The following is a 24,172-nucleotide window of genomic DNA, read 5'->3' as shown; positions in this document are numbered from 1 at the left end:
TTTTTATGAATAAGATAATTTTTAAGATTGGAGTGGTTTATATTTATAAGAAGAAAGATGTCATATTGACAGGATTTGCTTTATTTGCAATGTTATTTGGAGCAGGAAACCTTATATTTCCTCCTATGGTAGGATATGTGGTAGGAGATAAATGGGTATCAGCAGCAGCAGGTTTTTTCATAACAGGAATAGGATTCCCTCTTCTTGCTATATTGTCTTCAGCATTAGCAGGAAAAGAGCTGGATGATTTTGCTGATAAAGTATCACCTCTATTTAGTAAAATATTTAATGTAGTATTAATCTTAGCTATAGGACCTTTTCTTGCGATTCCCAGAACAGGAGCCACAGCTTTTGAATTAATGCTTCTTCCCCATGTAGATGGGAATAATGAAATGTATAAATATGGTTTTTTAGCTTGTTACTTTATAATTGTATTTTTATTCTCTATAAAAGCAAATGCAGTAATAGAGAGAATAGGAAAGATTCTTACTCCAATATTATTAATAATATTGGCAGTGATTGTTGTAAAAGGAGTATTTTTCCCAATGGGAGAACCAGCAGCTAAAGAGATAAGCAATACATTCAGATATGGATTCTATAATGGATATCAGACCATGGATACTCTTGCAGCTATAATCTTTTCAAGCATAATATTGAAAGCAATAAGAAATGGAAGAACCCTCACTGCAAAACAAGAGATGAGTTTTTTAAGCAATTCAAGTATGATAGCAGTATGTGGATTGTCAATTGTATATGGAGGACTTTTATATATAGGAGCGACATCTTATGGAGTGCTTCATAGTACAGGAACTACTCAGCTTCTTACAGATATAGTAAATAAATTATTAGGTAAAGAAGGAAATCTAGCATTGGGAATATGTGTAGCAGGAGCCTGTCTTACTACAGCAATAGGGCTTACAGCTACAGTTGGAGATTATTTCAGTGGTCTTTTAAAAGTTTCTTATGAAAAGATAGTTATAGGTACAGTTATATTGAGCTTTGTTTTTGCTGGTTTTGGAGTGGATGCAATAGTAAAGGTTTCAGCTCCAATACTTACATTTCTTTATCCAATAGCAATAGTCTTGATAGTACTTAACTGTTTCAAGAAATATATCTCTTCAGATAAAACTTATCTTGGAGCAGTAATAGGAGCAGGGATAATAGGTTTTTTTGAAATGACTCAGACTCTTGGAATTAACCTTCAATTTTTGAATAAAATATATATAAAACTTCCATTGCAAACTTTTGGACTTGCATGGGTAATGCCAAGTTTAATATTTGCTGTTTTGTTCAGTATTATCTTTAAAAAGAAGTAATAAGGTTCGATTTCCGTACTAATTTCAAGTAATTTTGTTTATAAAGTAAATTAAGTTGTATGTTTTTTAAATATATTATAAAATATAGTATAAACCTTTAAGCTAAAGGAGTTGAGCTATGGATTATAAAATTTTAGTATGTGGAATTTTGTTATTAATAAGTTTACTCTCAATAAGAGTAACGAAAAAAGTACAGGTACCTTTGCTGATAATGTTCCTTTTTATAGGAATGGCAGCAGGTTCAGAAGGAATTGGAAAAATTGAATTTGATGATGCAAGATTAACTCAGAATATAGGGAACTTTGCATTATTATTTATTCTTTTTGCAGGAGCTTTGGAAACTAAAAAATCAGATGCCATGATGGCACTTTACCCCAGTGGTATATTAGCAACAGCAGGAGTTTTTCTTACAGCAGTACTGGCAGCCTTTGCAGCATATATGATAACAGACTTTACTCTGAAAGAAGCTTTTCTTTTTGGAGCAATAGTTTCTTCGACAGATGCAGCAGCAGTTATATCTATGCTGGGAGGTTCCAATTTAAAGAAAAGAATAAGAACAGTAATAGAGATAGAATCAGGAAGTAATGACCCTATGGCATATGCACTAATCCTCTTTGTCCTATCTATGTTTCAAGCTGGAGATTCAAATATCTTCATGAGTATACTGTTCCTTATTCAGCAAATAATAGTAGGAGCTCTTATGGGAGTATTATTTGGTAAAATAACACTTCCAATGGGAAGACTTCTTCGGATAGAGAGAGAAGAATTTCTTACTATTCATATGATTGCAGTGTTATTTATATGTTTTTCTGCAACTAACCTTATTGGAGGAAATGGATTCCTTGCAATATATCTTATGGGAATAATAGTAGGAAATGAAAGATTTGATTTCAGGATGAATACTATCAGAAATATGAGAGTAGCTTCATGGCTGATGCAGATAACAATGTTTATTATCCTTGGACTTCTTGTTTTTCCAAGCCAGTTAAAAATGGTTATGATAACTGGAAGTATTCTAGCAATAATGATAACTATTGTTGCCAGAACAGCAGTTGTATTTTCCCTTATGGCACCATTCAATTACAGTAAAAAGGAGAAATTCTTTATGTCATGGGCAGGACTGAAAGGTGCTGTGCCAATTATATTTTCTACAACAGCAATCACAGCGGGAATAGATAATTCTCAGGGGATATTTAATATGGTATTCTATCTGGTTGTTTTCTCAGTATTGATACAGGGAATGACGTTGAAGCCCCTTGCAAAATATCTTGGATTAGTAGAAGATGTAGTAGATGATAAAGCAAATGAAATAGATTTAGAAGAATTAGAAGAGCTCTCTATTAAGAAGCTTTATCTGGACAAGCATTCAGAGTATGTGGATAAAAGAATAAAGGATCTTCAGCTGCCAAAAAGTATGCATATTATATCTATCAGACGTGGAGATGAAGATATAACTCCAAGAGGAGATGTAATATTAAAAGTTGGAGATAAAATATTGTTCTCAACTAAATAAGAAATTAAAATACCAGAGGTGATCTGGTATTTTTTTATAAGATAAATTTAGTAAAAAAAGAAGAAATGTTAACTCTTTCTAGAATAATTATATAAATAAGTATTTTCTATAAAGGACAGAAGGAGGGGTAAAAATGGAATTTAAAAATAAATATATTTATACCCAGCAGATGTTTAGAGAGTTTGTAAAATACTGTAAATATAGATATTTACATGGTGGAATTGTATTTCTTACTATAATGACTGTATTTTGTCTGGCTATAGCTAATAAATTTGGAGTAGCAGATGCAAAATTTGTTATCTGTATGATTGGAATGATTGTACTTCTTGCTTTGATAAATTTCCTCTATACTTTAGAGAGTGAGATAATATATAAAAATTCATTAGAAGAAAAAGGACTTTTAGAAACAGAGGTAGATTTTACAGACAGAATAACAGTAAAAATTGGTGAAAATAAAGAATACTTTGATTATGAAGATATAACTTCTCTATACAACCTTAAAGGTATTTGTATTTTGATGATTGGAAAAACAAATGGAATTATATTAAAGAAAAATGGATTTTATTCAGGTGATTATGTAGATTTTTTACATTTTATTAGAATGAAATGCAGTGAAGTGAAAAAACTAGGAACAATTTTATAGAAAAATATAAAAAGAGGCTGTTGCAAATTAGGGATTTATAAACTAATTTAAACAGCCTTTTTCTTTTAAAAAAAGCTGACAAGAAAGAAAACTTCAAGTCAGCTTTGAGTTATTTTGAATTTATAACAGCTTTAAATTCTAAACTACAGCTTTTAACATTTCATCACGACGTTTAAAAGCTTTATCAACAGCAGCGTAAGGCAGCTTAAATTTTCCATCATGAGGCTTTAGACATTGTATATCAAGTACCCAGTTATTATTTTTTAATAGTTCAATTTCAAAATCATCCAGATTTTCAAAACTTGTATGAGATGAAGTATCAGCTCCAAGATTGTTCTCGCTATTAGTTATTGTTTCAATAAGAATTCCTTTATTATTGTAAATATGGTAGCCATAACCATATATTTTTCCCCAGCTGTTCATAATTATAAAAGAACTGATAAGAGCTATTTCAGAAAAGAAATAAACTTTTTCTCTGTCTTTTCCTGAAATAACCAAAGCATTCTCAAATATCTTCAATATAGAATTATTTTTTCCAGAATAGGATTTTTTTAGATTTCCCTTAGAATTGCCTCCAGCTTTAGAAGTTGTAAATAATATTTCAATTAAATTATCCTTAGGATATTTTTTATTTTCTAAAACTTTAGACATAAGTTTTGAAATAAGAAAAATAATCATTAATGTAATAATACCTAAAACAGCTACAAAAAAATATGCTTTTTCTCTATTCATTTTTTCCCCCTTGATGTTCAGATCGTTAATATGTGTAATAACAAATATATCATAAACTTAATTTGAATACAAGAAATCTTTCTTTCCATTTTGTCATAGGATAGTTGCATTATGAGTCCAAGATATTAAAATTTTAATAAAAATAAAAAGAGGATAACCTCTAAGAAGAAATTAATCTGTCTTTTTGGTTATCCTTTAAATTTATCTAAATATTATAATAAAGATTTTCAGTTGGGAATACTTGATCACAAGTAAGATCAATACCTAATTTTCTTAGAGTTTGTTCATCATTTCTTCCAAGAATATTAGTACTGTGAGCTTGAGCTCCTGTGAGCATATGTATTTTATCCATAGCTACCTGAGCCATAGGATTAGTTGCAGCAGAGATACTTAGAGCTATTAATATTTCTTCACAGTCAAGAGCTATATTTTTGCTTTTGAATGTTTTAGATTTTAGATTGATAATTGGCTCAAGTATAACTGGAGAGATAAGAAGTATCTCATCATTTATATTTGCAAAATGTTTAATAGCATTAAGGATAGCAGCAGAAGCAGCATCCATTAAGGCTGATTTCTTTCCAGTAACAATAGTTCCATCAGAAAGTTCTAAAGCAATAGCAGAACAGATACCATTTTTATCATTGTGCTCTGTTTTTAATTTAGCTAATCTTTCTCTGGCAACAGATACAACTTTTCTGTCTTCCTCTTTTAAATTTAGAGATTCCATTATCATTTGTGTTCTTTGGAAAGTCTCTTTATCTACATAACCTTTTTTATATTCACATCCAGTTTTAAAATATCTTCTTATTATTTCCTGCTTAGAGGCTTCTTTTACAACTTCATCATCAATTATTCCATAACCTACTCTGTTTACTCCCATATCTGTAGGAGATTTATACATAGATTCTTTTCCTGTTATTTTTTCTATTATTCTTTTTAACAAAGGAAAAGCTTCAATATCACGATTGTAGTTTACTGCTGTTTCTCCATAAGCTTCCAAATGGAAAGGATCAATCATATTTACATCTTTAAGATCTACAGTAGCAGCTTCATATGCAATGTTTAATGGGTGTTTAAGAGGTACATTCCATACTGGGAAAGTTTCAAATTTTGAGTATCCTGCAAAAGTTCCTCTTCTGTATTCATGGTATAACTGACTTAGGCAAGTGGCAAGCTTTCCACTTCCAGGTCCAGGAGCAGTTACAACAACTATAGGTTTAGTTGTTTCTATATAAGGATTTTTTCCATAACCTTCATCACTAACAATAGTATCTATATCTGTAGGATATCCTTTAGTTGATCTGTGTTTATATACTTTGATACCTCTACGCTCTAATTTATTGATAAATAGAGTTGTAGCAGGCTGATCATCATATCTTGTAATAACTACACTGTTTACTGCTAATTGATACTCTCTAAGATCATCTATCAATCTGAAGACATCCATATCATAAGTAATTCCAAAGTCTCCTCTGATTTTGTTTCTCTCTATATCTCCAGAGTATACACAGATAACAATTTCTACTTTTTCTTTTAATCTGTGCAATAGTTTTATTTTGGCATTTTCATCAAAACCAGGAAGAACTCTTTTAGCATGAAGGTCAAACAAAAGTTTTCCTCCAAACTCAAGGTATAATTTATCGAAATTATTTACTCTTTCAAGAATATATTTTGACTGTTCTTCAAGATATTTGTTATGATCAAATCCTATCTTCATTCATCTCTCCTTTAAAATTATAAAAATAAAAAAATTAATTATTGTAATTTAAACGACTTTATATTTTAACATATTTATTAAAGAATTGCTAGGGATTATTTGAGTATAAAATCAATATATTTATTTAATGATTCCCTTGTATTCCCATCTCTGCCAGTTGTTGCAGTACTATGAAGGAGAGAACTCAGAATGGATTCCTCCACAGTTTCAATGACAGCTCTGAAGATAGTGTCTATTTTATTTTCATTGATCATTTTCATATTTACAATATCTTTTTCTTCATAATGATTAATTTTATTTGCAGTGGTAAAAGTAATAACAATATCACCGCTTCCGTTTCCAATATGTGAACCAGTTCTAGCAAGAGAAACAGGAACTCTTTTAGAAATTCTTTTTAATTGTCTTTCACTTAAAGGGATATCAGTGGCAACTATAATTATAATAGATCCCTTTTCCAACTCCTCTTCATTCTCTAAAGAGATAATCTTTTCTCCTATTTTCTTTCCATCTACCATAAGATCTTTTTTTAAACCGCAGTTGGAAAGAACCAGAGCGCCAATTATGTATTCTTCATCATCTAATTTTATTACTCTTGAAGCTGAACCAATACCACCTTTTAACTGGTAACAACTCATTCCTGTTCCAGCCCCTACATTTCCTTCTTGAAATTTTATATGAGCATTTTCAATAGCTTGAAAAATATGTTCCTCTTTTATATGAAGTCCTCTTATATCATTCAGAAAACCATCATTACATTCACAGATAACAGGATTTACAGTTCCAGTAGTTTTTCCTATATCTTCATTATTTTCAAGCATATATCTGATAAGTGCAGTGGAAGCAGTTCCAACACTCAAAGTATTAGTGAGAATAATGGGAGTTTCCAGAGTTCCAAGTTCATCAATCTGTACCAGACCGCAGCTTTTTCCAAAGCCGTTTATTACATAAGAAGAGCACATAAGCTTTTCTCTGAATATATTTCCACCATGGGGAATCAGAGCAGTAACTCCTGTTTTTATTTTTTCTTCATCTAAAGTAGTGTGTCCGACTTTTATTCCCTCTACATCAGTTATCAGATTATTTTTTCCAGAAGGAAATTCTCCTATTTTTATATTAAAATTTTCTATTCCCATAATTACCTCCAGCTTACAATTATTATAATTATAACCCAAATATGAAAGTATTTGAAGTGTAAATTAAAAAAGGAAAACAGATGGAAATTATATAAGAACTTATATAGAGACTAATTTTAATGGAGGAAGAGAAATGAATATTTATGGGATATTTACTGAAACTTTAATGCTTATAGCAGTGCTCAATCCATTTGGAAATGTTCCTCTTTTTGTAGGAATGACGGCAAATATGGAAAAAGAAACAAGGGATAAACTTTTTAAAACTATTGCTGTAACAGGATTTTTTATAATGTGGCTGTTCAGTCTGGTAGGGGAATTTTTAATGACAAATTTCTATAAAATAGATATGAAAGAATTGAAAATGGCAGGAGGAATGATTCTTGTTGTAATGGCTTTTAGAAATTTGATCTTTTCATCAGGTAAACAAAATACCCCCCTTGAAGAAATTTCACCAGAAGATCAGATAAAAAGAGCTGTAATACCAATGGCTTTTCCTATGATGGTAGGTCCTGGAAGTCTGACGACTGTCCTTATACTTAAAGCAGAAAAAGGGGTTATGATGACAAGCTTTTCAATTTTAATAGCTTTTATATTTATATATATTACTTTTATTATTGGAAATTATCTGGAGAAAATAGTTGGAACTCTTGTCCTATATATACTTTCTAGGGTGATGCAGATATTTATTATGTCTATAGGAATAAGAATATTTTTCAGTGGGCTTATGGGAATATTACAAGCTCATCTGGCTTTGTAATAAGAATAGTTGACAAGAACAAATAAAAGTGATAGGATAAATTGAAAATTTAATACTTTGGGAATGAGGTTCTCCCTTTGTGGCAACACAAAAACCGCTTATAAGCTGATGACTTCTGCATTTTTTTGTTATGCAGATCATCAGTTTTTTTATTAAAGGAGGAAAAATGTTAACAAGTCTGGCATTTATATTTTTATTGGGATTAATATTAGGGGCTTTATTTACCAAGCTGAAGCTTCCAGCTCTTTTAGGAATGATATTAACTGGAATAATATTAGGACCGTATGCTTTAAATCTTTTGGACAATTCAATACTTTCAATATCTCCAAGCCTTAGACAGCTAGCTCTGGTTATAATACTTACAAGAGCAGGGCTGGCAATGAATATAGAAGATCTGAAGAGGGCAGGGAGACCAGCTCTTCTTATGTGTTTTTTACCAGCACTCTTTGAGATAACAGGAACAGTACTTATAGCTCCTAAACTTTTAGGAATAACAGTATTGGAAGCTGCCATAATAGGAAGCGTAATAGCAGCAGTCTCTCCAGCAGTTGTAGTTCCCAGAATGCTGAAATTAATAGAGGAAAAAAGGGGAACAGGAAAAAGTATACCTCAGCTTATAATGGCAGGAGCTTCTGTAGATGATGTATTTGTTATTGTATTATTTACTTCATTTTTGGGATTTGAAAAAGGAGGAGGACTGTCAGCAGTAAAACTGGTATATGTCCCTGTTTCAATAATAGTTGGAATAATAACTGGTTTGATTGTGGGATATATTTTAGTGAAATTTTTTAAAAAGTTTCATATGAGAGATTCTGTGAAAGTAGTTATTTTGTTGAGTATGTCATTTTTACTTCTTGAACTTGAAAAAAGAATAGGAGAAAAGGTTCCTTTCTCTGCCTTGATAGCAGTTATGAGTATAGGAATAGGTATTTTGAAAAACTATGATGTTCTTGCTAAAAGGCTTTCAGCAAAGTTTTCAAAACTATGGGTGGCTGCGGAGATACTTCTTTTTGTATTAGTCGGAGCAACTGTGGATATAAAATATGCTGTTGCAGCAGGATTACTGGCTGTGATATTGATACTGGGAGTACTGATATTCAGAATGGCAGGAGTTTTCTGCTGTCTGCTAGGAAGCAGACTCAATACAAAAGAAAGAGCTTTTACAATGATGGCATATACTCCAAAGGCTACAGTACAGGCAGCTATTGGAGGAATACCTCTGGCTATGGGGTTTGCTTGTGGAGAGCTCACTTTGACAGTTGCAGTTCTTTCTATATTAATAACTGCTCCATTGGGGGCATTTGCAATAGATTATAGTTATAAAAAACTTTTAAAGAAAGAGTAACAGAGAGAGAATAACAAAGAAAAAAGGTAACAAAGAAGAAAGAACAATGTAGAATAAAAAGCAGTAAAAAATAAAAGACAATAAAAAAAAGAGCAGTTCCAACATGAACAGCTCTCTTTTTTATCTATATATAAAACATCTTGGGGAAAGATTTATTTATGTTTAAAATATACCATTACTTTATGGCAATTCTGTTACAGACAAAAGAAATAATAATATTTATAAAACATATTTTTTTATAGCTTTTATTACTCCATTATCATTATTGCTCTCAGCTGTAAAATTGCAGTGCTCTTTCAGAAGAGGATGAGCATTTTTCATGGCAAAACTGTATTTTCCTGTAGACATCATTTCTAAATCATTTAAATAGTCTCCAAATACCATTGTTTCATCATATGATATTCCAAGTTTTTTCTGAATCATTTCTACTGCTTTTCCCTTGTTAGCATCAGGCATCATTAAATCCAGCCATATTTTTCCTGAAATAACTACTTTATATCTTTCTTCAAATTTTTTATAATGAGTATAGCTGTTTTCTTCTGAACCAATGAAATCACATACAGCTAATTTTAAAATATCATCATCTACTTTAGTAAGATCATCAACTATTTTTAATTCAGTATAGTACTTATTAACTTCATTCATAAATTTTTCATTTCCAGGCTCTATATATGCAGATTTTTTTCCACATAGAACTACACGTGTTTCTTTTATTCCTCTGGAAGCATTTATAAGTTCAACAGCTTCCTCTTTAGGAATAGTATTTATGTACAACTCTTCATTTTTATACATAACATAAGTACCATTTTCAGCTATAAAAAGCATATCATCTTTAATAGGAGAAAATCTGTGAAGAAGATTGTAGTACTGTCTTCCACTTGCAGCAGCAAAGATGATCCCTTTCTTATTAAGTTCTTTTTCAATATTCCAGAACTCTTCATTTATATTATTGTTATCATCGAGCAAAGTTCCATCCATATCTGTAATAATCAGTTTTACCATTTATATCAACCTTTCCATATAATTTTTCTTTATTTTATCATACTAAATAGAAAAGTTGGAATAATTTTGATATATAGGGAAAATTTAATTTTCATTGAATGCTTTAAGAACTAAAAGTCTATATTTTGAGTAGAGTGTATATAGGAAAAATTACACTCTAAGAGCTTCATATTTATGGATATATTTTTTTATGAAGTATATTGATGAAGCAAGGGTTACTAATTCAGCAGCAGGAACAGACCACCAAATACCTGCTGTACCAAATATTTTAGGAAGAATTTCAAGGAAGACAATTATAAGAACAACTCCCCTTAAAATAGTTATTATAGTAGATATTTTAACTTTTTTTACAGCGGTAAAATATCCAGCTGTAACTATATTCAGTCCAGTAATTATATAGGCAAAACTGTAAGCTGCAAGAGCGTATTTAGTCATCTTAAATGTTTCAGTATCATTTAAGAAAGTAGAAATTATTTTATTGGAGAAGAAATTGATACTTCCATAAAAAACAACTCCAGTGGCAATTATCATCAAAAGACTTATTTTTAATGTTTTTATTACATTGGCATATTTCTTTGCTCCTAGATTAAAACTGACAATAGGCTGTATTCCTTGACTGAATCCTATCATAGTCATAACAACAAAGGATGAGATATATCCAATTATACCAAAAGCGGATACTCCCTTTTCTCCTAATTCTCTCAGAATAATAATATTAAAAACAAAAATAGCAATACCAGTAGAAACTTCTGCTAGAAATTCAGCAAAACCTACCTTGGAAATTTTCAATAACTCTTTAAATGAGAATTTTAATTTTACAAATTTTATTTTTTTAGTTTTAAATAGTATGTAAAAAAGAAGCATAGAAGTAGAAGTAAGCTGTGACATACCAGTAGCAAAAGCAGCTCCTTTTATCCCATAGGGATATACTACCACAAAAAGATAATCTAAAACTATATTGATAAGACCTCCAGTCATAACACAAATAGCGGGATACACTGGATTGCCATCTACTTTTATATATATTTCAAGAGCATAACCAACCATATAACAAGTACAGAATAAAATAACAACACTCATATAATCTTTTACATATGGGAATAATACTCCACCACCACCTAAAAAATGGATAACAGGCTCTATAAATATTGTTATAAGAACAGAGAGGATTATTCCAAAGACAGCCAAAGACAAAGTTGCTGTAGTAAATATTTTATTCCCAGCTGTTCAGTCACCTTCACCAAAATGTATAGCTATCATTGTTGAACTTCCAACAGCTATCATTATTCCAATGGCAAATGTAAAATTGATAAGAGGCATAGTAATATTTACTCCTGCAAGACCTAAAGGACCAACATATTTTCCAATGAAGATACCATCTACCATAGTATAAATAGTGAACATCCACATAGAGATTACAGAGGGTATACTATACCTCAGTATGGTCCTTATTAACGATTTTTTTTCTTTCATATAAATCACTCCTTTTAATAGTTATATACATTTTAAACCTTAGAACGATTCTAAGGTCAAGAGAAATGTGGTATAATTAGAGAGAAAAGTTTAAAAGAAAATTTTTTTAGGGAGTTATTATGAAGAAACTATATAAGATTGGAGAGATAAGCAAACTGTATAATATAAGTAGTGATATTTTGAGACATTATGAAAAAATAGGTCTGATTATTCCAGATGCAAGAGATGAAAATGGATACAGATATTATTCTCAAAAACAGATATGGAAACTGAATAATATAAGAAATTTAAGAAATTTGGGAGTTGGCTTAAAAGAAATAACAGATTTTATGGAGGACAGAAGCTTAATAAAAACAAAAGAGGTAATAGATTTTCAGCTTATAAAAATAGAAGAAAAATTGAAAAGGCTTTCTGAATTAAAAAAAGAACTTGAAGATAAAAAAAAGAATATAGAATATTTTGAAGATTTTCAGGAATATGAAAAACCTGTATTAAGAGAGATAAATAAAAGATATATTCTGTATAAAAAGGGAAATTTTCACGAAGAATGGGAGATAGACTTTGAACTTAAAAAACTTAAAAAGAAACTTCCAGATGACAATGATTTTATTTTTACTGAAAGTGAAGTTGGAACTACTATTCTCAAAGAAAATTGGGAAAATAATAAATATCTTGATTACAGCAGTACATTTGTAATAACTGCTGATAAAACAGAAAATATAATAGAAGGAGGAATGTATCTTACTTTTGTATTTAAGGGAAGCTATGAAAAAGTAAGGGAGCATTATACTTTTTTAAAAAAGTATATAAAGGAAAATAATCTCACTGTGACAGGAGATATAATTGAAATCTACCATATAGAGATACATATTACCGATAATATAAATGAATATGTCACTGAAATTCAGATACCTGTAAAAAAATAGTATTATTCTTTTGAAAATAACGGGAAATAAGTTATAATTGTATTAAGGGAAATGGGGTCATATTTTATTTACTTTATGGAGGATGATGTGGAATGTGCTTAGAAGAAAATACTAGAATATTTATGGCTGATGGATCACAAAAACCTATTAGGGAGATAAGAATAGGAGAAGAAGTAATGAGTGATTCTGGCAAAACTCAAAGAGTAATGAATGTATGGCAGGGAAGGGAGGAACATATGATGTGTATAGAACTGAAAAATGGTTCAAAAATTACACTTACTAAAAACCACCCTGTAAAAACTGTATCAGAAGTAAAAAAAGCAGATGAAATAAATGAAGATGATGAAATATTAGTTGCTTATGGAGAAAAATATAAAATTGCTTCAATAAGCTGCATTGAGTACAATGGAAGAGTATATAATTTAGATATTTCTGGAAATTTCATGATAGCTGAAGGAATAGCAGTTGGAGATTTTGGCATACAAAATAGAAGATAAATAATAAAAAAGACTGTAGATGAAAAATAAATCCTACAGTCTTTTTTATTTATATAATTATTTTAATTTTTCAACCCATGCAGCTATTCTTTCATCAGTAAGGTTGCTTTGATTATTTTCATCAATAACAAGTCCTAAGAACTCGCCATCATCTGCACCTTTTGAATCTGAGAATGAATATCCATCAGTAGAAGTTTTTCCTACAAGAGTGATTCCCTTACCTTTTATTTCATCATAGATTATTCCTATTCCGTCAACAAAAGTATCTCCAAATCCTTCTTGGTCTCCTACTCCTATGAAAGCTATTTTCTTTCCAGCAAGATCCATTGTTTTTAATTTATCAAGAGGATCAAACCAGTCATCTTGAAGATCTCCCATACCCCATGTAGATGTAGCAAGGATAGCTAGATCATAATCTTTTATTTTATCAATATCAGATGCTGGCATAACATCTGCATTTAATAGTTTACCTACTCTTTCAGAAATATCTTGAGTAACTCCAGTTGTGCTTCCATAAAAAATTCCAGTTTTCATAATTATAACTCTCCTTTTTTCATTTTATTTTTTCTGCTAATAGAATTATAAAACATTTTATTTTGAAAATCAAGATATTTTTAAATAAAATAATTTTAAAAAGAAAGTTTTTTTGAAATTTAAAAAATAGGAAAAGCTAGAGATTCATTTTTAGAATAGATTGAAGCTGTAAATGAAAAAGCAGAGAAAAAATTTTTAGAGAATTACTAAATTATTATATAGTAAAAAAGACAGAAGAAAATATGAAAAGGAAAAAAGTCTTAAAATTTAAAATACTTTTTAATAAAAAATGCTATAATAAAAAAAAATAAGATTTATAAGGATTGGTGGAAGATGAAAATAATAGAAATAGTAAGAAAGAATCATGTATCTGAAATAATACTGATAATATTTTTTCTTTTTTTATCATTTATATGTTTAAATTTTATAGGAGATATACCTCTCAAAGAAGAGTTTTCAGACTATTCAAGAGTATCGGATTTAATACAGCTTTTAAAGGTAGATGTAGTGACAGAAAATGTAAATATGTCTCTTATCTATGCCTATAAAAGATATATTATATTATTTTTAGGAAGCGGGTATCTGACATATCTGATACTTCTTACTATACTTTTTCATAAAACTTGCAAAGAAAGCATATTGTACATAGGCTCTCTTTATTTTTCATTTGCCATAGGAACGGAAATTTTAAGCTATGTACTGCCATTTGATAATACTAAAGTATTTCTTACTATTTTGAGCTGGATATTTGTATTTTGCGGTTATATAAGATTTATAAAATATTTCTGGGAACTGTTGTTTAACAAGCAGTCTAAGATAATAAATATAATAAATCTTATTCTTATAATTGCAACAGTTTTTCCTCTTTCCCTTGCTATTAAAGAATTTCATACTATATATTTCACTGAAGATTTCATGAGTCCTACTCTGGGACTTCAGATATTTTTTGATTATTTTAAGAATGGCTTTATTGTCATAATAATGATATTCAGTTTTATTTCAATTTTCTACAATAAAAATAAAAACAAGAAAAAAGAATCTTTTTACTATTTCATACTTTTTTCAATACAGCTTTTATGCAGCATATATATTTATAACGAGCTTAATTTATATGGAAACTTTGAATTTATGGCTCACTTTATGCTTAATATACTTTTTGTTCATGTACAGCTTGAAGATATTAAGCTTACAACAGACAATCAGTTTTTTAGAACTATAAATTTCAATGTAATAAGAATACTGATAACTTTTATAACTATAAGTTATTTTATTAAGAAAAATATACTTACTGGATATGTAACAGGAATGCTTGCAATAATTATATCTGTAGAGATTATCTCTTTTGTTTTTCTATTTTTTTCAGAGCAGGAAGAGGTAAATTTTGATAATTTTCTTAATAAATTAAAGGGAATAGAATCTTTAAATGAATTTTATATTTTCTTAGAAGATGGATATATGAGAATATTTAGACTTATAGAATTTAAAATGGTAGTATTCGATCTTGATTTTGATTCCAGTGAATATGAGGATGAACCACTGATAACCTTTTCTCCTGTTTTTGAAGGAAAAAAATATGATGTGAGAATAAAAATACAGAATAGAAAAAAACTTTTAGGATTTATCTGTATAAAAGATCCTCGTATGCTGCTGTATAGAAGAAAATTGAAAAACTTTAAGAAGCTTACTTTGGAAGTGGCTCCTGTAATTGAAAATCTTCTGCTGAAAAATCTCCAGATACATCACTATAAAAAAATAGAAAAAGAGCTTAATAAAAAGATAGAAGTTCTTGAAAAGGATTTGTTCTATATAAAAGAACTGGCTGGTCTTTTAGAAAAAGTTGATGACAGAAAAAAAATGGAGATAGTAAGTATAATCAGGAAAAAATTAACTGAAGATAGTGGAGGTGAAAAATAATGAGATTTCTATTTTATGGAGATGATTTGTTTTTCTACCTTTTAAAAGAAACTTTTACTTTTGATATTGGAAGAGTGGAAAGTTTTGAAAATGGCTTTGCAGAAGAAAGTATACTTATAACAGATAATAATATTTTTAATGTGGAAAATATATCCCTTGAAAATTTAAAGAAAATATATATTTATTCAGACAGAGTAGAGACGAAATTTTTAAAGAGATACAGTGACTTTATAAATAAGATGTCTTTTCATGGAAGAGACGAGTATATATTTTTTGAGAAATTCTTTACACCAGAGCAGGAAAAAGTGAAGCTGGATAGAAAGAACAAGGTTATATTATCTGACAGCTTTAAAGATGTGATAATTCCTATGGAGGATATTGAATATTTTTCATATGACAGAAATCAAAAAAAATCTTTTGCTGTTATTGATGGAAATCCCTATTTCCTAAAAAAATCACTTACAGAGATAGAAAAATTTATGGAAGATTCTGACTTTATTAGAATTGAAAGAGGTATAATTCTCAATATAAAGAAGGTAAAGGAAATAGATTATAAAGAGGAATATGTAATGACTAATAGTGGACAGAAGATATATCTGGGAAGAAGTATCCTCAAAAAAATAAGTGAAAATTACTTTGAGAATTTTTACAGATTATAATAAAAAATAAATTCTGGGGAAAAAAACAAAGTTTTTGGGAAATAAATAGTTGTTTTTGTTCTTTTTTGATATTATTGGAGTTAATTTGATATATAATTATTTCAAAGATAAATAAAAATATCATGGGAGATGGTTATATGTCTATAAAAGAAATGGAATTAGAAACAAAACTAGCTCATGGATGTCATACTCCAGACAGTGAAACAAGATCACTCACTTCACCTATATATCAAACAGCAACATATGGAGCTGTCAGTCAGGAAAATTTTGAGGATCTGTGTTACAACTGGGGGCACGTTTATGCCAGAGAATCAAATCCTACAACTGATGAACTTGCAAGAACTCTTGCCTTAATAGAAGGATGTGAAACTGGGGTAGTAACATCTTCTGGAATGGGAGCAGTAACTTCTATGTTCTTCAGTCAGGTAAAAAGTGGAGATCACATAATTTGTGCAAATGGAATGTTTTCCCACACAACACTTTTTGTAAAAGAATGTCTTATGAATTTTGGGGTAGAAGCTGATTTCGTAGATGCTACAGATTATAAAAATATAGAGAAATGCTTAAAGCCAAATACAAAGATAGTATATGTAGAATCACCATTGAACCCTTCATTGAGATTAGTAGATATAGAAAAGATTGCAAAACTAAAGGAAAAACAAGACTTTATATTTGTAGTTGACTCTACATTTGCTCCAAATCCTATACAATATCCAACAAAATTAGGAGCTGACCTTGTTGTTCACAGTCTTACAAAGTTCCTTAATGGACATGGAGATGCAATAGGAGGAGCAGTTCTTGGAAAAAGAGAACTTATTCATAAAATAAAATGGCCGTCTATGCCTTGTTTTACAGGAGCATGTCTTGCACCAATGACAGCTTGGCTTATCCTTAGAGGAATAAGAACACTGGATATGAGAGTAGAAAGACATTGTAAAAATGCTTTAGCAATAGCTGAATTCTTAGAGAATCATCCACTTGTTGAAAAAGTAAATTATCCAGGGCTAAAATCTAGTCCAGACTATGAATTATGTCAAAAGCAAATGAATGGAATGGGTGGAGGAATGCTTTCATTCACATTGAAAAAGACTGGAACAGATGAAGAAACAGTGGCTATGACAAAAAGATTTATAAATAAAGTAAAATTAATAACTATTGCTACAAGTCTGGGAGAGGGACATACTCTTATATCTCTATATGATGGTGGACTTGTAAGAATAGCAGTAGGACTGGAAAAAGACAGTGATCTGATAGAAGATTTAAGAAATGCATTGAATGAAATGAATGAGGGGGAAAGATAATTATGAACGATAGATTTAAAAAAATTATGATCGTGTTTATGATAGGATTTGCAACAACAGCTATGTATAGCCTACCTTATATGAAATCAGTATTTTATGATCCAATGAGAGAGGCATTAAGTTTGAACCATAAGCAGTTGGGAAATTTATTGAGTATATATGGAATAGTAGCAACAGTTTCATACTTTCCAGGTGGATGGCTTGCTGACAAGTATTCAGCTAAAAAGCTTGTTTCTTTTTCACTGATATCAACGGGAATTTTGGGTATGTGGATGGCAATGGCACCAAGTTATCCTATACTATGTATGATATTCTTCCTTTTTGGAATAACTACTATTCTTACATATTTCGCTGCAATAATTAAAGTAATAAGAATGCTTGGAGACAGTTCAGAGCAAGGAAGATTATTTGGACTTTATGAAGGTTTTGGTGGAGTAGCAGGAACTGTACTTTCATTTGGAGGACTATACTTCTTCTCAAAATTTGAAAACATTGTAGAAGGATTTAAAGCAGCTACTATAATGTATTCAGTTTGTTCAATGATTTGCGGAGTTATACTTTTCATAGCAATAAAAGAAAGAGAAGTAGAAAAGAAAGAACAGGTAAAATTTACAAGTTTGATAAAAGCAGTAAGAATGCCGAAAGCATGGCTTATAAGTGCAATAATCTTCTCAGCGTATATGGTATTCTCAAGTTTGACTTATCTTAACCCATATATGACAGAGGTATTTAAAATGTCTATGGCACTGGTTTCATTCGTTGCTATTGGTAGAACATATGTTATAAAATTCATAGCTTCTCCATTGGCTGGGGTAATAGCAGATAAAATAGGATCTTCAACAAAATGTCTTTTTGGAGGATTCATTTTAGTAACAATAACACAGGCAGTATTTTTAATCACACCAGGAAACCCATCATTAGTATATGTAGCTCTTGTAAATATGCTTGTTCTTACAATATTGATGTTTGCTTTCAGAGGAATTTATTTCGCAACTGTAGACGAGTCAAATATTCCTCTTAATGTAACAGGAATAGTAGTAGGATTTGTATCAGTTATTGGATTCCTTCCAGATGCTTTCTACTATACATTAGTTGGAAGCTGGTTGGATAAATATGGAAATACAGCATATAAATATGTTTTCTCACTTTCATTAGCTTGTAGTATTTTAGGAATAATAGCCTCTTATGCATTGTTAAGAATAGTGAGCAGAGAGAAAAAAGAAGAGATTGTAAATCAATAATAGATATTATATCTATGTTTAACAGGGGAAGGGGGGAGAATAATTATGGAGTTTTTAGAATATATTTTAAAAATACATAGAGAGATCTTCTTCTTTTCCTGTGAACATATATTTCTGTCTTTTATGTCTATTATAATGGCAGTGGTTATAGGGATACCAATGGGAATAGTCATAACTTACTACCAAAAGGCGAGAAAGACAATACTTGGAGCAACAAATGTTATACAGGCAGTACCAAGCATGGCACTTTTTGGTTTTCTTATTCCCCTCATAGGAATAGGAAAACTCCCCGCAATAATAATTGTTGTCCTCTATTCACTTCTTCCAATAGTAAAAAATACATACATAGGCTTAGATGGAATAAATCCTCTCACTATTGAAGCAGCTGAGGGAATAGGAATGACAAAATTTCAGATTTTACAGAAAGTTCAGCTTCCTCTGGCTCTTCCAGTAATAATGGGGGGAGTAAGAATAGCAGTAGTAACTTCTGTGGGACTTATGACTATAGCTGCTTTTGTAGGAGCAGGGGGACTAGGTTATCTGGTATTTTCGGGAATAAGAACAATAAATAATTATCAGATTCTGGCAGGAGCTATACCAGCATGTATACTGGCACTGCTGATAGACTATCTCACTGGAGTTTTAGAGAAAGCAGTTATCCCAACAGGGATTCAGCTTAACAAGAAAAGATCTATTTTTAATAACAGAAAAAAGAAAAGAATACTGGCTGTTGCAATGTTTGTGGGAATATTTCTTACAGTGATTTTTTCAGGAATGGTGACTATGTATAAACCTTCCAGCGAAAAAGTTATTGTCATGGGGAGCAAAGAGTTTACTGAAGGAGAGATACTGGCAAATGTAATGGCTGTAATGATAGAGGAAAAAACAGATATATCTGTTGACAGAAGGTTTGCTTTAGGGGGAACTCAAATATGTTTTAATGCCCTAAAGAGCAAAGAGATAGATATGTATGTTGATTATACAGGAACTGTATATGGAGATACTTTGAAATATCCACCTATTCAGGATATGGAAGAGGTATATAATACAGTGAAAAAAGATATGAAAGAGAAATATAATATAGAAGTTTTACAGCAGCTGGGGTTTAACAATACTTATGCTTTAGCAGTGAGAAAAGATACAGCTGAAAAATATAATCTGAAAACAATAAGCGATCTGGAAAAGGCAGCAAGAAATCTTACTTTGTCAGCAAGCCTTGAGTTTTTAAATAGAGAAGACTGTTTTGTAGGATTAAATAAAAAATATAAACTGGATTTTAGAAAAATAATAGGGATAGATGGAAGTTCTAAATATCTTGCTTTGACAAATAAAGAGAGTGATGTAATAGATGTATATACTACAGATGCTCTTCTTCAAAAGCTTGATCTAGTAGTATTGGAAGATGACAGACATTTCTTTCCTCCATATTATGCCATCCCTCTTGTAAGAGAGGAAACTATAGAAAAGTATCCAGAGATAGTACCTATAATAGAAGAACTACAAAATGTATTAAATGATACAGTGATATCTTCTCTTAATTACAAAGTAGAAAATCTTGGGAAAAAACCAAAGGAAGCAGCATTGGAATTCATAGAAGAGTATAATCTTTTGAAATAGGAAGGGATATAAAATGATAGAATTCGTTGATATAAATAAAAATTTTGGAGAATATCATATAATCAAAAACCTTTCCATGAAAATAGAAAAAGGAAAAATAACTGTGATAATAGGTTCCAGCGGCTGTGGAAAGACTACAACTTTAAAAATGATAAATAAGCTTATTATTCCTACTTCTGGTAAAATATATATAGATGGAGAGGATATTTCCCAAAAAGATACTATTAAATTAAGAAGAAATATAGGCTATGTAATACAGCAGACAGGACTTTTTCCACATATGACTGTAAAAGAAAATATAGAACTCATAGCTAAAATAGAAAATATAGATAAAAATAAAATGAATATGAGAACAAGAGAGCTTATGAAAATGATAAATCTTGATTATGAAAAATTCTCTGAAAGATATCCTTTGGAACTAAGCGGAGGACAGCAGCAGAGAGTGGGAGTAGCCAGAGCTTTTGCTCTTGATCCAGCTATAATACTTATGGATGAACCCTTTAGTGCAGTTGATCCAATAAGCAGAAGGCAGCTTCAAGATGAACTGGTAGCTATTCAGAAAAAACTTGAGAAAACAATTGTTTTTGTAACTCATGATATTCAGGAGGCAGTAAAAATAGCTGATAAAATATGTCTTTTAAACAATGGAGAGATAATGCAGTATGATACTCCTGAAAATATTATTAAAAATCCTAAAAACGATTTTGTCAGAAAATTTGTAAATGGATAAATATTAAGATATCAAGAATGGAATCCGTTCTTAATAAATAAATATGCAAAGGAAGGGTATTTATGAAAGAAATTTGTGAAATAAGATGGCATGGAAGAGGTGGGCAAGGAGCAAAAACAGCTTCTCTACTATTGGCAGATGCAGCATTCAGTGGTGGAATGTTCGTTCAAGGGTTCCCAGAGTATGGACCTGAGAGAATGGGTGCTCCTATTACAGCTTACAATCGTATCTCTAAAGAAAGAGTTACTGTTCATTCTAACATTTATGAACCTGATTTCGTAGTTGTTGTTGATGAAACTCTTATCGAAAGTGTAGATGTTACTAAAGGTCTTAAAGAGGATGGAGCTATCATTATCAATAGTTCTAAACCTGCTTCTGAATTTAAAGCTCTTTTAAAAGGATACAAAGGAAGAGTATGTACTTGTGATGCAAGAACTATTTCTGAGGAAACTCTTGGTAAGAACTTCCCTAACACTCCTATGCTTGGAGCAGTAGTAAAAGTAAGTGGAGTTATGGAAGAGAAAGCTTTCCTTGAAGCAATGGAAAACTCTTTTGCGCACAAATTTGCAAGTAAACCAGAAGTACTAAAAGGAAATATGGCTGCATTAGTACGTTCTATGAATGAGGTGAAAGAATAATGAAAAATAAAGCTGGTGTACCAATTACTGAAGATATTAGCTGGAGAGATATAACTCCTGGTGGAGTGGTTTATGAAGCTGGAAGTGCTCAGCACTTCAGAACTGGAGACTGGAGATCAATGAAGCCAGTTCTTTTGAGAGATAAATGTATTGACTGTCTTTTATGTGTTCCTTGCTGCCCAGATTCAGCGATACCTGTAAAAGATGGAAAGAGATTAGATTTCGATATGGATCATTGCAAAGGATGTGGAATCTGCGTTAAAGCATGTCCATTCAAAGCAATAGAATTGATAAAAGAGTAGTTCGGAGGTAGAATTAATGAGTATAAGAGAAAGAATGTCAGGAAACGAAGCTATTGCAATAGCAATGAGACAAATAAATCCAGATGTAGTGCCTGCTTTTCCAATCACTCCATCGACAGAAATACCACAATATTTCTCTCAATATGTTGCTGATGGTTCAGTAGACAGTGAATTTATTCCAGTGGAATCAGAGCACAGCGCTATGTCAGCTGCAATGGGATCACAGGCAGCAGGAGCAAGAACTATGACTGCTACTTCATCATGCGGACTTGCATTGATGTGGGAAATGCTTTATGTAGTATCTTCAGCAAGATTACCTGTAACTTTAGCTTGTGTAAACAGAGCCCTTACAGGACCTATCAATATCAATGCAGATCATAGTGACTCTATGGGTGCAAGAGATGCTGGATGGATTCAGCTATATAGTGAAACAAACCAAGAAGCTTATGATAATATGCTTCAAGCTAACAGAATAGGAGAGCATCCAGATGTTCAGCTTCCTGTAATGGTATGTCAAGATGGATTTATCACAAGCCACGCTGTTGAAAATATAGAATTATTAGAAGATGACAAAGCTAAAGCTTTTGTTGGAGAATACAACCCAGAAGATTATCTTCTAAATGCAAAAAGACCTACAGCAGTAGGACCATATGATATCGTTTCTTACTATATGGAACATAAAGTAAGTCAGGCTCATGCTATGATGAATGCTAAAAAAGTAATTCTTGAAGTAGCAGCAGAATATGAAAAACTTACTGGAAGAAAATATGGACTATTTGAAGAATATAAATTGGACGATGCAGAAGTTGCAATAGTAGTTATTAACTCAACTGCTGGAACAGCTAAAGCAGCTATAGAAGAAATGAGAAAAGAAGGTAAAAAAGTTGGACTTCTAAAAATCAGAGTATTCAGACCATTCCCAATGGAAGAAATAGCACAAGCGCTTAAAAATGTAAAAATGGTAGCAGTAATGGATAAATGTGAAGGATTCTCAGCAGCTGGAGGACCAGTTTTTGCAGAGGTAAGATCAGCACTTTATGACTGTAGCCCAAGACCTAAAATGATCAACTATGTATACGGACTTGGAGGAAGAGATATAACTGTAAATCATATAAAAGAGATCTTTAATACTCTATTGGCAGAGAAAGATCAAGAAGTAAAAGATACATATAGACATTTTGGTGTAAGAGGGTAGGAGGAAAGGATATGGCATATAATTTCAAAAAAGAAATGGAAAAACCTGAAAGACTTACTGGAGGACACAGAATGTGTGCAGGGTGTGGAGCACCAGTAGCAGTAAGAGGAGTATTAAGAGCATTAAAAGAGGAAGATGAGGCAGTAATATGCAGTGCAACAAGCTGTCTTGAAGTATCAACTTTCCTTTATCCATATACAGCATGGAAAGATTCATTTATTCACTCAGCATTTGAAAACGCAGCAGCAACAATAAGTGGAGCGCAGACTGCATACAAAGTATTAAAGAAAAAAGGTAAAATAGACGAGTCATATAAATTCATAGCTTTTGGAGGAGACGGAGGAACTTATGACATAGGATTCCAATCACTTTCTGGAGCAATGGAAAGAGGACATGACATGGTTTATGTATGTTACGATAACGAAGCATACATGAATACAGGTATCCAAAGATCATCAGCAACACCTATAGGAGCAGATACAACTACAACTCCAATAGGAAAAGAAAGTGCTGGAAAACCACAAGGAAGAAAAGATCTTACAGATGTAATATCAGCTCACAATGTAGCATATGTTGCACAGACAACATTTATAGGAAACTTTAAAGACCTTCATGAGAAAGCAGAAAAGGCAATCTATACAGAAGGAGCAGCATTCCTAAACATATTAGCACCATGCCCAAGAGGATGGAGATATGAAGGTGAAGACCTAATGGAAATGTGTAAATTAGCAGTAGAAACTTGCTACTGGCCACTATTTGAAGTAATAGATGGAGAATGGAAATTAAGCTACAGACCAAAAGTAAAACTACCTGTAGAAGAGTTCTTAAAGAAACAAGGAAGATTCAAGCATCTATTTAAACCACAAAACAGACACATCATAGATAGAATTCAAAAAGATGTAGATTTGAAATGGGAAAGACTTCTTAAAAGATGTGGAGAAGAATTAGATAAATAGTCTGCACAACCAAAATAATATAAAGGGGTGG

Annotated in this window: 23 protein-coding genes, 1 pseudogene and 1 riboswitch; of the genes and pseudogenes, 17 read left to right on the top strand and 7 right to left on the bottom strand. The window is 31.2% G+C overall.

The window, feature by feature from the left end; genetic code table 11:
* The first annotated feature begins 5 nt into the window (after positions 1 to 5).
* The 3 genes from brnQ (at position 6) to C4N20_RS04040 (ending at position 3,472) form a co-directional block, all read left to right on the top strand.
* Positions 6 to 1,316, top strand: coding sequence for a branched-chain amino acid transport system II carrier protein (gene brnQ / locus C4N20_RS04050; RefSeq protein WP_005980618.1), 1,311 nt, complete (start codon positions 6 to 8; stop codon positions 1,314 to 1,316).
* 118 nt (positions 1,317 to 1,434) lie between these two features.
* On the top strand, positions 1,435 to 2,829 hold the full coding sequence (locus tag C4N20_RS04045) for a potassium/proton antiporter (protein WP_005980620.1): 1,395 nt from the start codon (positions 1,435 to 1,437) through the stop codon (positions 2,827 to 2,829).
* Positions 2,830 to 2,962: 133 nt separating this feature from the next.
* Positions 2,963 to 3,472, top strand: a complete 510-nt coding sequence (locus C4N20_RS04040; protein WP_005980622.1) for a YcxB family protein — start codon at positions 2,963 to 2,965, stop codon at positions 3,470 to 3,472.
* Positions 3,473 to 3,610: 138 nt separating this feature from the next.
* Here C4N20_RS04040 and C4N20_RS04035 read toward each other — a convergent pair whose 3' ends face one another.
* The 3 genes from C4N20_RS04035 to C4N20_RS04025 all read right to left on the bottom strand — a co-directional run bounded on the left by C4N20_RS04035 (position 3,611) and on the right by C4N20_RS04025 (position 7,054).
* Entirely contained in the window at positions 3,611 to 4,204 is a 594-nt protein-coding gene (locus C4N20_RS04035; RefSeq protein ID WP_005980624.1) for a hypothetical protein, read from the bottom strand.
* A 205-nt stretch (positions 4,205 to 4,409) separates the two neighbouring features.
* Positions 4,410 to 5,921 carry a DUF1846 domain-containing protein gene (locus C4N20_RS04030; protein ID WP_005980626.1) on the bottom strand — a complete coding sequence of 504 codons (1,512 nt, stop codon included), beginning with the start codon at positions 5,919 to 5,921 and terminating at the stop codon, positions 4,410 to 4,412.
* Positions 5,922 to 6,016: 95 nt separating this feature from the next.
* Positions 6,017 to 7,054 (bottom strand): DmpA family aminopeptidase, encoded by a 1,038-nt coding sequence (locus tag C4N20_RS04025; protein WP_005980628.1) that lies wholly within the window; start codon positions 7,052 to 7,054, stop codon positions 6,017 to 6,019.
* Positions 7,055 to 7,187: 133 nt separating this feature from the next.
* Here C4N20_RS04025 and C4N20_RS04020 point away from each other — a divergent pair, with 133 nt between their 5' ends.
* Positions 7,188 to 7,811: a MarC family protein gene (locus C4N20_RS04020; RefSeq protein WP_005980630.1), complete on the top strand. Its 624-nt coding sequence runs from the start codon at positions 7,188 to 7,190 to the stop codon at positions 7,809 to 7,811.
* Between the two features lie 50 nt (positions 7,812 to 7,861).
* Positions 7,862 to 7,936: riboswitch (Fluoride riboswitch) on the top strand.
* Between the two features lie 41 nt (positions 7,937 to 7,977).
* Positions 7,978 to 9,156 carry a cation:proton antiporter gene (locus tag C4N20_RS04015; RefSeq protein ID WP_005980632.1) on the top strand — a complete coding sequence of 393 codons (1,179 nt, stop codon included), beginning with the start codon at positions 7,978 to 7,980 and terminating at the stop codon, positions 9,154 to 9,156.
* 219 nt (positions 9,157 to 9,375) lie between these two features.
* On the opposite strand, the gene C4N20_RS04010 is transcribed toward C4N20_RS04015, so the two are convergent.
* The 3 genes and pseudogenes from C4N20_RS04010 to C4N20_RS16675 form a co-directional block, all read right to left on the bottom strand.
* Positions 9,376 to 10,158 carry an HAD family hydrolase gene (locus C4N20_RS04010; protein WP_005980634.1) on the bottom strand — a complete coding sequence of 261 codons (783 nt, stop codon included), beginning with the start codon at positions 10,156 to 10,158 and terminating at the stop codon, positions 9,376 to 9,378.
* A gap of 150 nt (positions 10,159 to 10,308) precedes the next feature.
* Positions 10,309 to 11,022 carry an MATE family efflux transporter gene (locus C4N20_RS16680; protein WP_231940526.1) on the bottom strand — a complete coding sequence of 238 codons (714 nt, stop codon included), beginning with the start codon at positions 11,020 to 11,022 and terminating at the stop codon, positions 10,309 to 10,311.
* 135 nt (positions 11,023 to 11,157) lie between these two features.
* Positions 11,158 to 11,544 (bottom strand): annotated as a pseudogene (locus C4N20_RS16675) (MATE family efflux transporter); the annotation flags it as partial.
* Positions 11,545 to 11,750: 206 nt separating this feature from the next.
* Here C4N20_RS16675 and C4N20_RS03995 point away from each other — a divergent pair.
* Both C4N20_RS03995 and C4N20_RS03990 read left to right on the top strand, forming a co-directional pair.
* A complete protein-coding gene (locus C4N20_RS03995) occupies positions 11,751 to 12,557 on the top strand; it encodes a MerR family transcriptional regulator (protein WP_005980636.1) in 807 nt (268 codons plus the stop codon).
* A 92-nt stretch (positions 12,558 to 12,649) separates the two neighbouring features.
* Complete coding sequence (locus C4N20_RS03990) at positions 12,650 to 13,054, top strand: Hint domain-containing protein (RefSeq protein ID WP_005980638.1); 405 nt, start codon at positions 12,650 to 12,652, stop codon at positions 13,052 to 13,054.
* 57 nt (positions 13,055 to 13,111) lie between these two features.
* Here the strand turns inward: C4N20_RS03990 and C4N20_RS03985 are convergent, their stop codons facing one another.
* A complete protein-coding gene (locus C4N20_RS03985) occupies positions 13,112 to 13,588 on the bottom strand; it encodes a flavodoxin (RefSeq protein ID WP_005980640.1) in 477 nt (158 codons plus the stop codon).
* A gap of 333 nt (positions 13,589 to 13,921) precedes the next feature.
* On the opposite strand from C4N20_RS03985, the gene C4N20_RS03980 reads away from it, so the two are divergent.
* The 10 genes from C4N20_RS03980 (at position 13,922) to C4N20_RS03935 (ending at position 24,141) form a co-directional block, all read left to right on the top strand.
* The gene (locus tag C4N20_RS03980; RefSeq protein ID WP_005980642.1) at positions 13,922 to 15,502 is read left to right on the top strand and encodes a hypothetical protein; all 1,581 of its coding nucleotides are present in this window, start codon (positions 13,922 to 13,924) and stop codon (positions 15,500 to 15,502) included.
* Complete coding sequence (locus C4N20_RS03975) at positions 15,502 to 16,161, top strand: LytTR family DNA-binding domain-containing protein (protein WP_005980644.1); 660 nt, start codon at positions 15,502 to 15,504, stop codon at positions 16,159 to 16,161. Before C4N20_RS03980 ends, C4N20_RS03975 begins: the two co-directional genes overlap by 1 nt.
* A gap of 137 nt (positions 16,162 to 16,298) precedes the next feature.
* Entirely contained in the window at positions 16,299 to 17,462 is a 1,164-nt protein-coding gene (locus C4N20_RS03970; protein ID WP_005980646.1) for a trans-sulfuration enzyme family protein, read from the top strand.
* 2 nt (positions 17,463 to 17,464) lie between these two features.
* The gene (locus C4N20_RS03965; RefSeq protein ID WP_005980649.1) at positions 17,465 to 18,703 is read left to right on the top strand and encodes an MFS transporter; all 1,239 of its coding nucleotides are present in this window, start codon (positions 17,465 to 17,467) and stop codon (positions 18,701 to 18,703) included.
* A 45-nt stretch (positions 18,704 to 18,748) separates the two neighbouring features.
* Entirely contained in the window at positions 18,749 to 20,320 is a 1,572-nt protein-coding gene (locus C4N20_RS03960) for an ABC transporter permease/substrate-binding protein (protein ID WP_005980651.1), read from the top strand.
* A 13-nt stretch (positions 20,321 to 20,333) separates the two neighbouring features.
* Entirely contained in the window at positions 20,334 to 21,050 is a 717-nt protein-coding gene (locus C4N20_RS03955) for an ABC transporter ATP-binding protein (protein WP_005980653.1), read from the top strand.
* 62 nt (positions 21,051 to 21,112) lie between these two features.
* A complete protein-coding gene (locus tag C4N20_RS03950) occupies positions 21,113 to 21,688 on the top strand; it encodes a 2-oxoacid:acceptor oxidoreductase subunit gamma family protein (RefSeq protein WP_016361658.1) in 576 nt (191 codons plus the stop codon).
* On the top strand, positions 21,688 to 21,990 hold the full coding sequence (locus tag C4N20_RS03945) for a 4Fe-4S binding protein (RefSeq protein ID WP_005978265.1): 303 nt from the start codon (positions 21,688 to 21,690) through the stop codon (positions 21,988 to 21,990). Before C4N20_RS03950 ends, C4N20_RS03945 begins: the two co-directional genes overlap by 1 nt.
* Before the next feature lie 16 nt (positions 21,991 to 22,006).
* Complete coding sequence (porA, locus tag C4N20_RS03940; protein ID WP_005978268.1) at positions 22,007 to 23,185, top strand: 2-ketoisovalerate ferredoxin oxidoreductase subunit alpha; 1,179 nt, start codon at positions 22,007 to 22,009, stop codon at positions 23,183 to 23,185.
* An 11-nt stretch (positions 23,186 to 23,196) separates the two neighbouring features.
* The gene (locus C4N20_RS03935; protein ID WP_005980661.1) at positions 23,197 to 24,141 is read left to right on the top strand and encodes a thiamine pyrophosphate-dependent enzyme; all 945 of its coding nucleotides are present in this window, start codon (positions 23,197 to 23,199) and stop codon (positions 24,139 to 24,141) included.
* Positions 24,142 to 24,172 lie beyond the last annotated feature (31 nt).

It is taken from the genome of Fusobacterium ulcerans, assembly GCF_003019675.1.
GTDB lineage: Bacteria > Fusobacteriota > Fusobacteriia > Fusobacteriales > Fusobacteriaceae > Fusobacterium_A > Fusobacterium_A ulcerans.
Note: the sequence above shows the minus strand (reverse complement) of the source record. Positions and strands in the feature narration are given on the sequence as shown.

Bases quoted from the DNA above. Each gene is read 5' to 3' on its own strand.
- brnQ (WP_005980618.1), top strand. From the start codon at position 6: ATGAATAAGATAATTTTTAAGATTGGAGTGGTTTATATTTATAAGAAG.
- C4N20_RS04045 (WP_005980620.1), top strand. From the start codon at position 1,435: ATGGATTATAAAATTTTAGTATGTGGAATTTTGTTATTAATAAGTTTA.
- C4N20_RS04040 (WP_005980622.1), top strand. From the start codon at position 2,963: ATGGAATTTAAAAATAAATATATTTATACCCAGCAGATGTTTAGAGAG.
- C4N20_RS04035 (WP_005980624.1), bottom strand. From the start codon at position 4,204: ATGAATAGAGAAAAAGCATATTTTTTTGTAGCTGTTTTAGGTATTATT.
- C4N20_RS04030 (WP_005980626.1), bottom strand. From the start codon at position 5,921: ATGAAGATAGGATTTGATCATAACAAATATCTTGAAGAACAGTCAAAA.
- C4N20_RS04025 (WP_005980628.1), bottom strand. From the start codon at position 7,054: ATGGGAATAGAAAATTTTAATATAAAAATAGGAGAATTTCCTTCTGGA.
- C4N20_RS04020 (WP_005980630.1), top strand. From the start codon at position 7,188: ATGAATATTTATGGGATATTTACTGAAACTTTAATGCTTATAGCAGTG.
- C4N20_RS04015 (WP_005980632.1), top strand. From the start codon at position 7,978: ATGTTAACAAGTCTGGCATTTATATTTTTATTGGGATTAATATTAGGG.
- C4N20_RS04010 (WP_005980634.1), bottom strand. From the start codon at position 10,158: ATGGTAAAACTGATTATTACAGATATGGATGGAACTTTGCTCGATGAT.
- C4N20_RS16680 (WP_231940526.1), bottom strand. From the start codon at position 11,022: ATGCTTCTTTTTTACATACTATTTAAAACTAAAAAAATAAAATTTGTA.
- C4N20_RS03995 (WP_005980636.1), top strand. From the start codon at position 11,751: ATGAAGAAACTATATAAGATTGGAGAGATAAGCAAACTGTATAATATA.
- C4N20_RS03990 (WP_005980638.1), top strand. From the start codon at position 12,650: ATGTGCTTAGAAGAAAATACTAGAATATTTATGGCTGATGGATCACAA.
- C4N20_RS03985 (WP_005980640.1), bottom strand. From the start codon at position 13,588: ATGAAAACTGGAATTTTTTATGGAAGCACAACTGGAGTTACTCAAGAT.
- C4N20_RS03980 (WP_005980642.1), top strand. From the start codon at position 13,922: ATGAAAATAATAGAAATAGTAAGAAAGAATCATGTATCTGAAATAATA.
- C4N20_RS03975 (WP_005980644.1), top strand. From the start codon at position 15,502: ATGAGATTTCTATTTTATGGAGATGATTTGTTTTTCTACCTTTTAAAA.
- C4N20_RS03970 (WP_005980646.1), top strand. From the start codon at position 16,299: ATGTCTATAAAAGAAATGGAATTAGAAACAAAACTAGCTCATGGATGT.
- C4N20_RS03965 (WP_005980649.1), top strand. From the start codon at position 17,465: ATGAACGATAGATTTAAAAAAATTATGATCGTGTTTATGATAGGATTT.
- C4N20_RS03960 (WP_005980651.1), top strand. From the start codon at position 18,749: ATGGAGTTTTTAGAATATATTTTAAAAATACATAGAGAGATCTTCTTC.
- C4N20_RS03955 (WP_005980653.1), top strand. From the start codon at position 20,334: ATGATAGAATTCGTTGATATAAATAAAAATTTTGGAGAATATCATATA.
- C4N20_RS03950 (WP_016361658.1), top strand. From the start codon at position 21,113: ATGAAAGAAATTTGTGAAATAAGATGGCATGGAAGAGGTGGGCAAGGA.
- C4N20_RS03945 (WP_005978265.1), top strand. From the start codon at position 21,688: ATGAAAAATAAAGCTGGTGTACCAATTACTGAAGATATTAGCTGGAGA.
- porA (WP_005978268.1), top strand. From the start codon at position 22,007: ATGAGTATAAGAGAAAGAATGTCAGGAAACGAAGCTATTGCAATAGCA.
- C4N20_RS03935 (WP_005980661.1), top strand. From the start codon at position 23,197: ATGGCATATAATTTCAAAAAAGAAATGGAAAAACCTGAAAGACTTACT.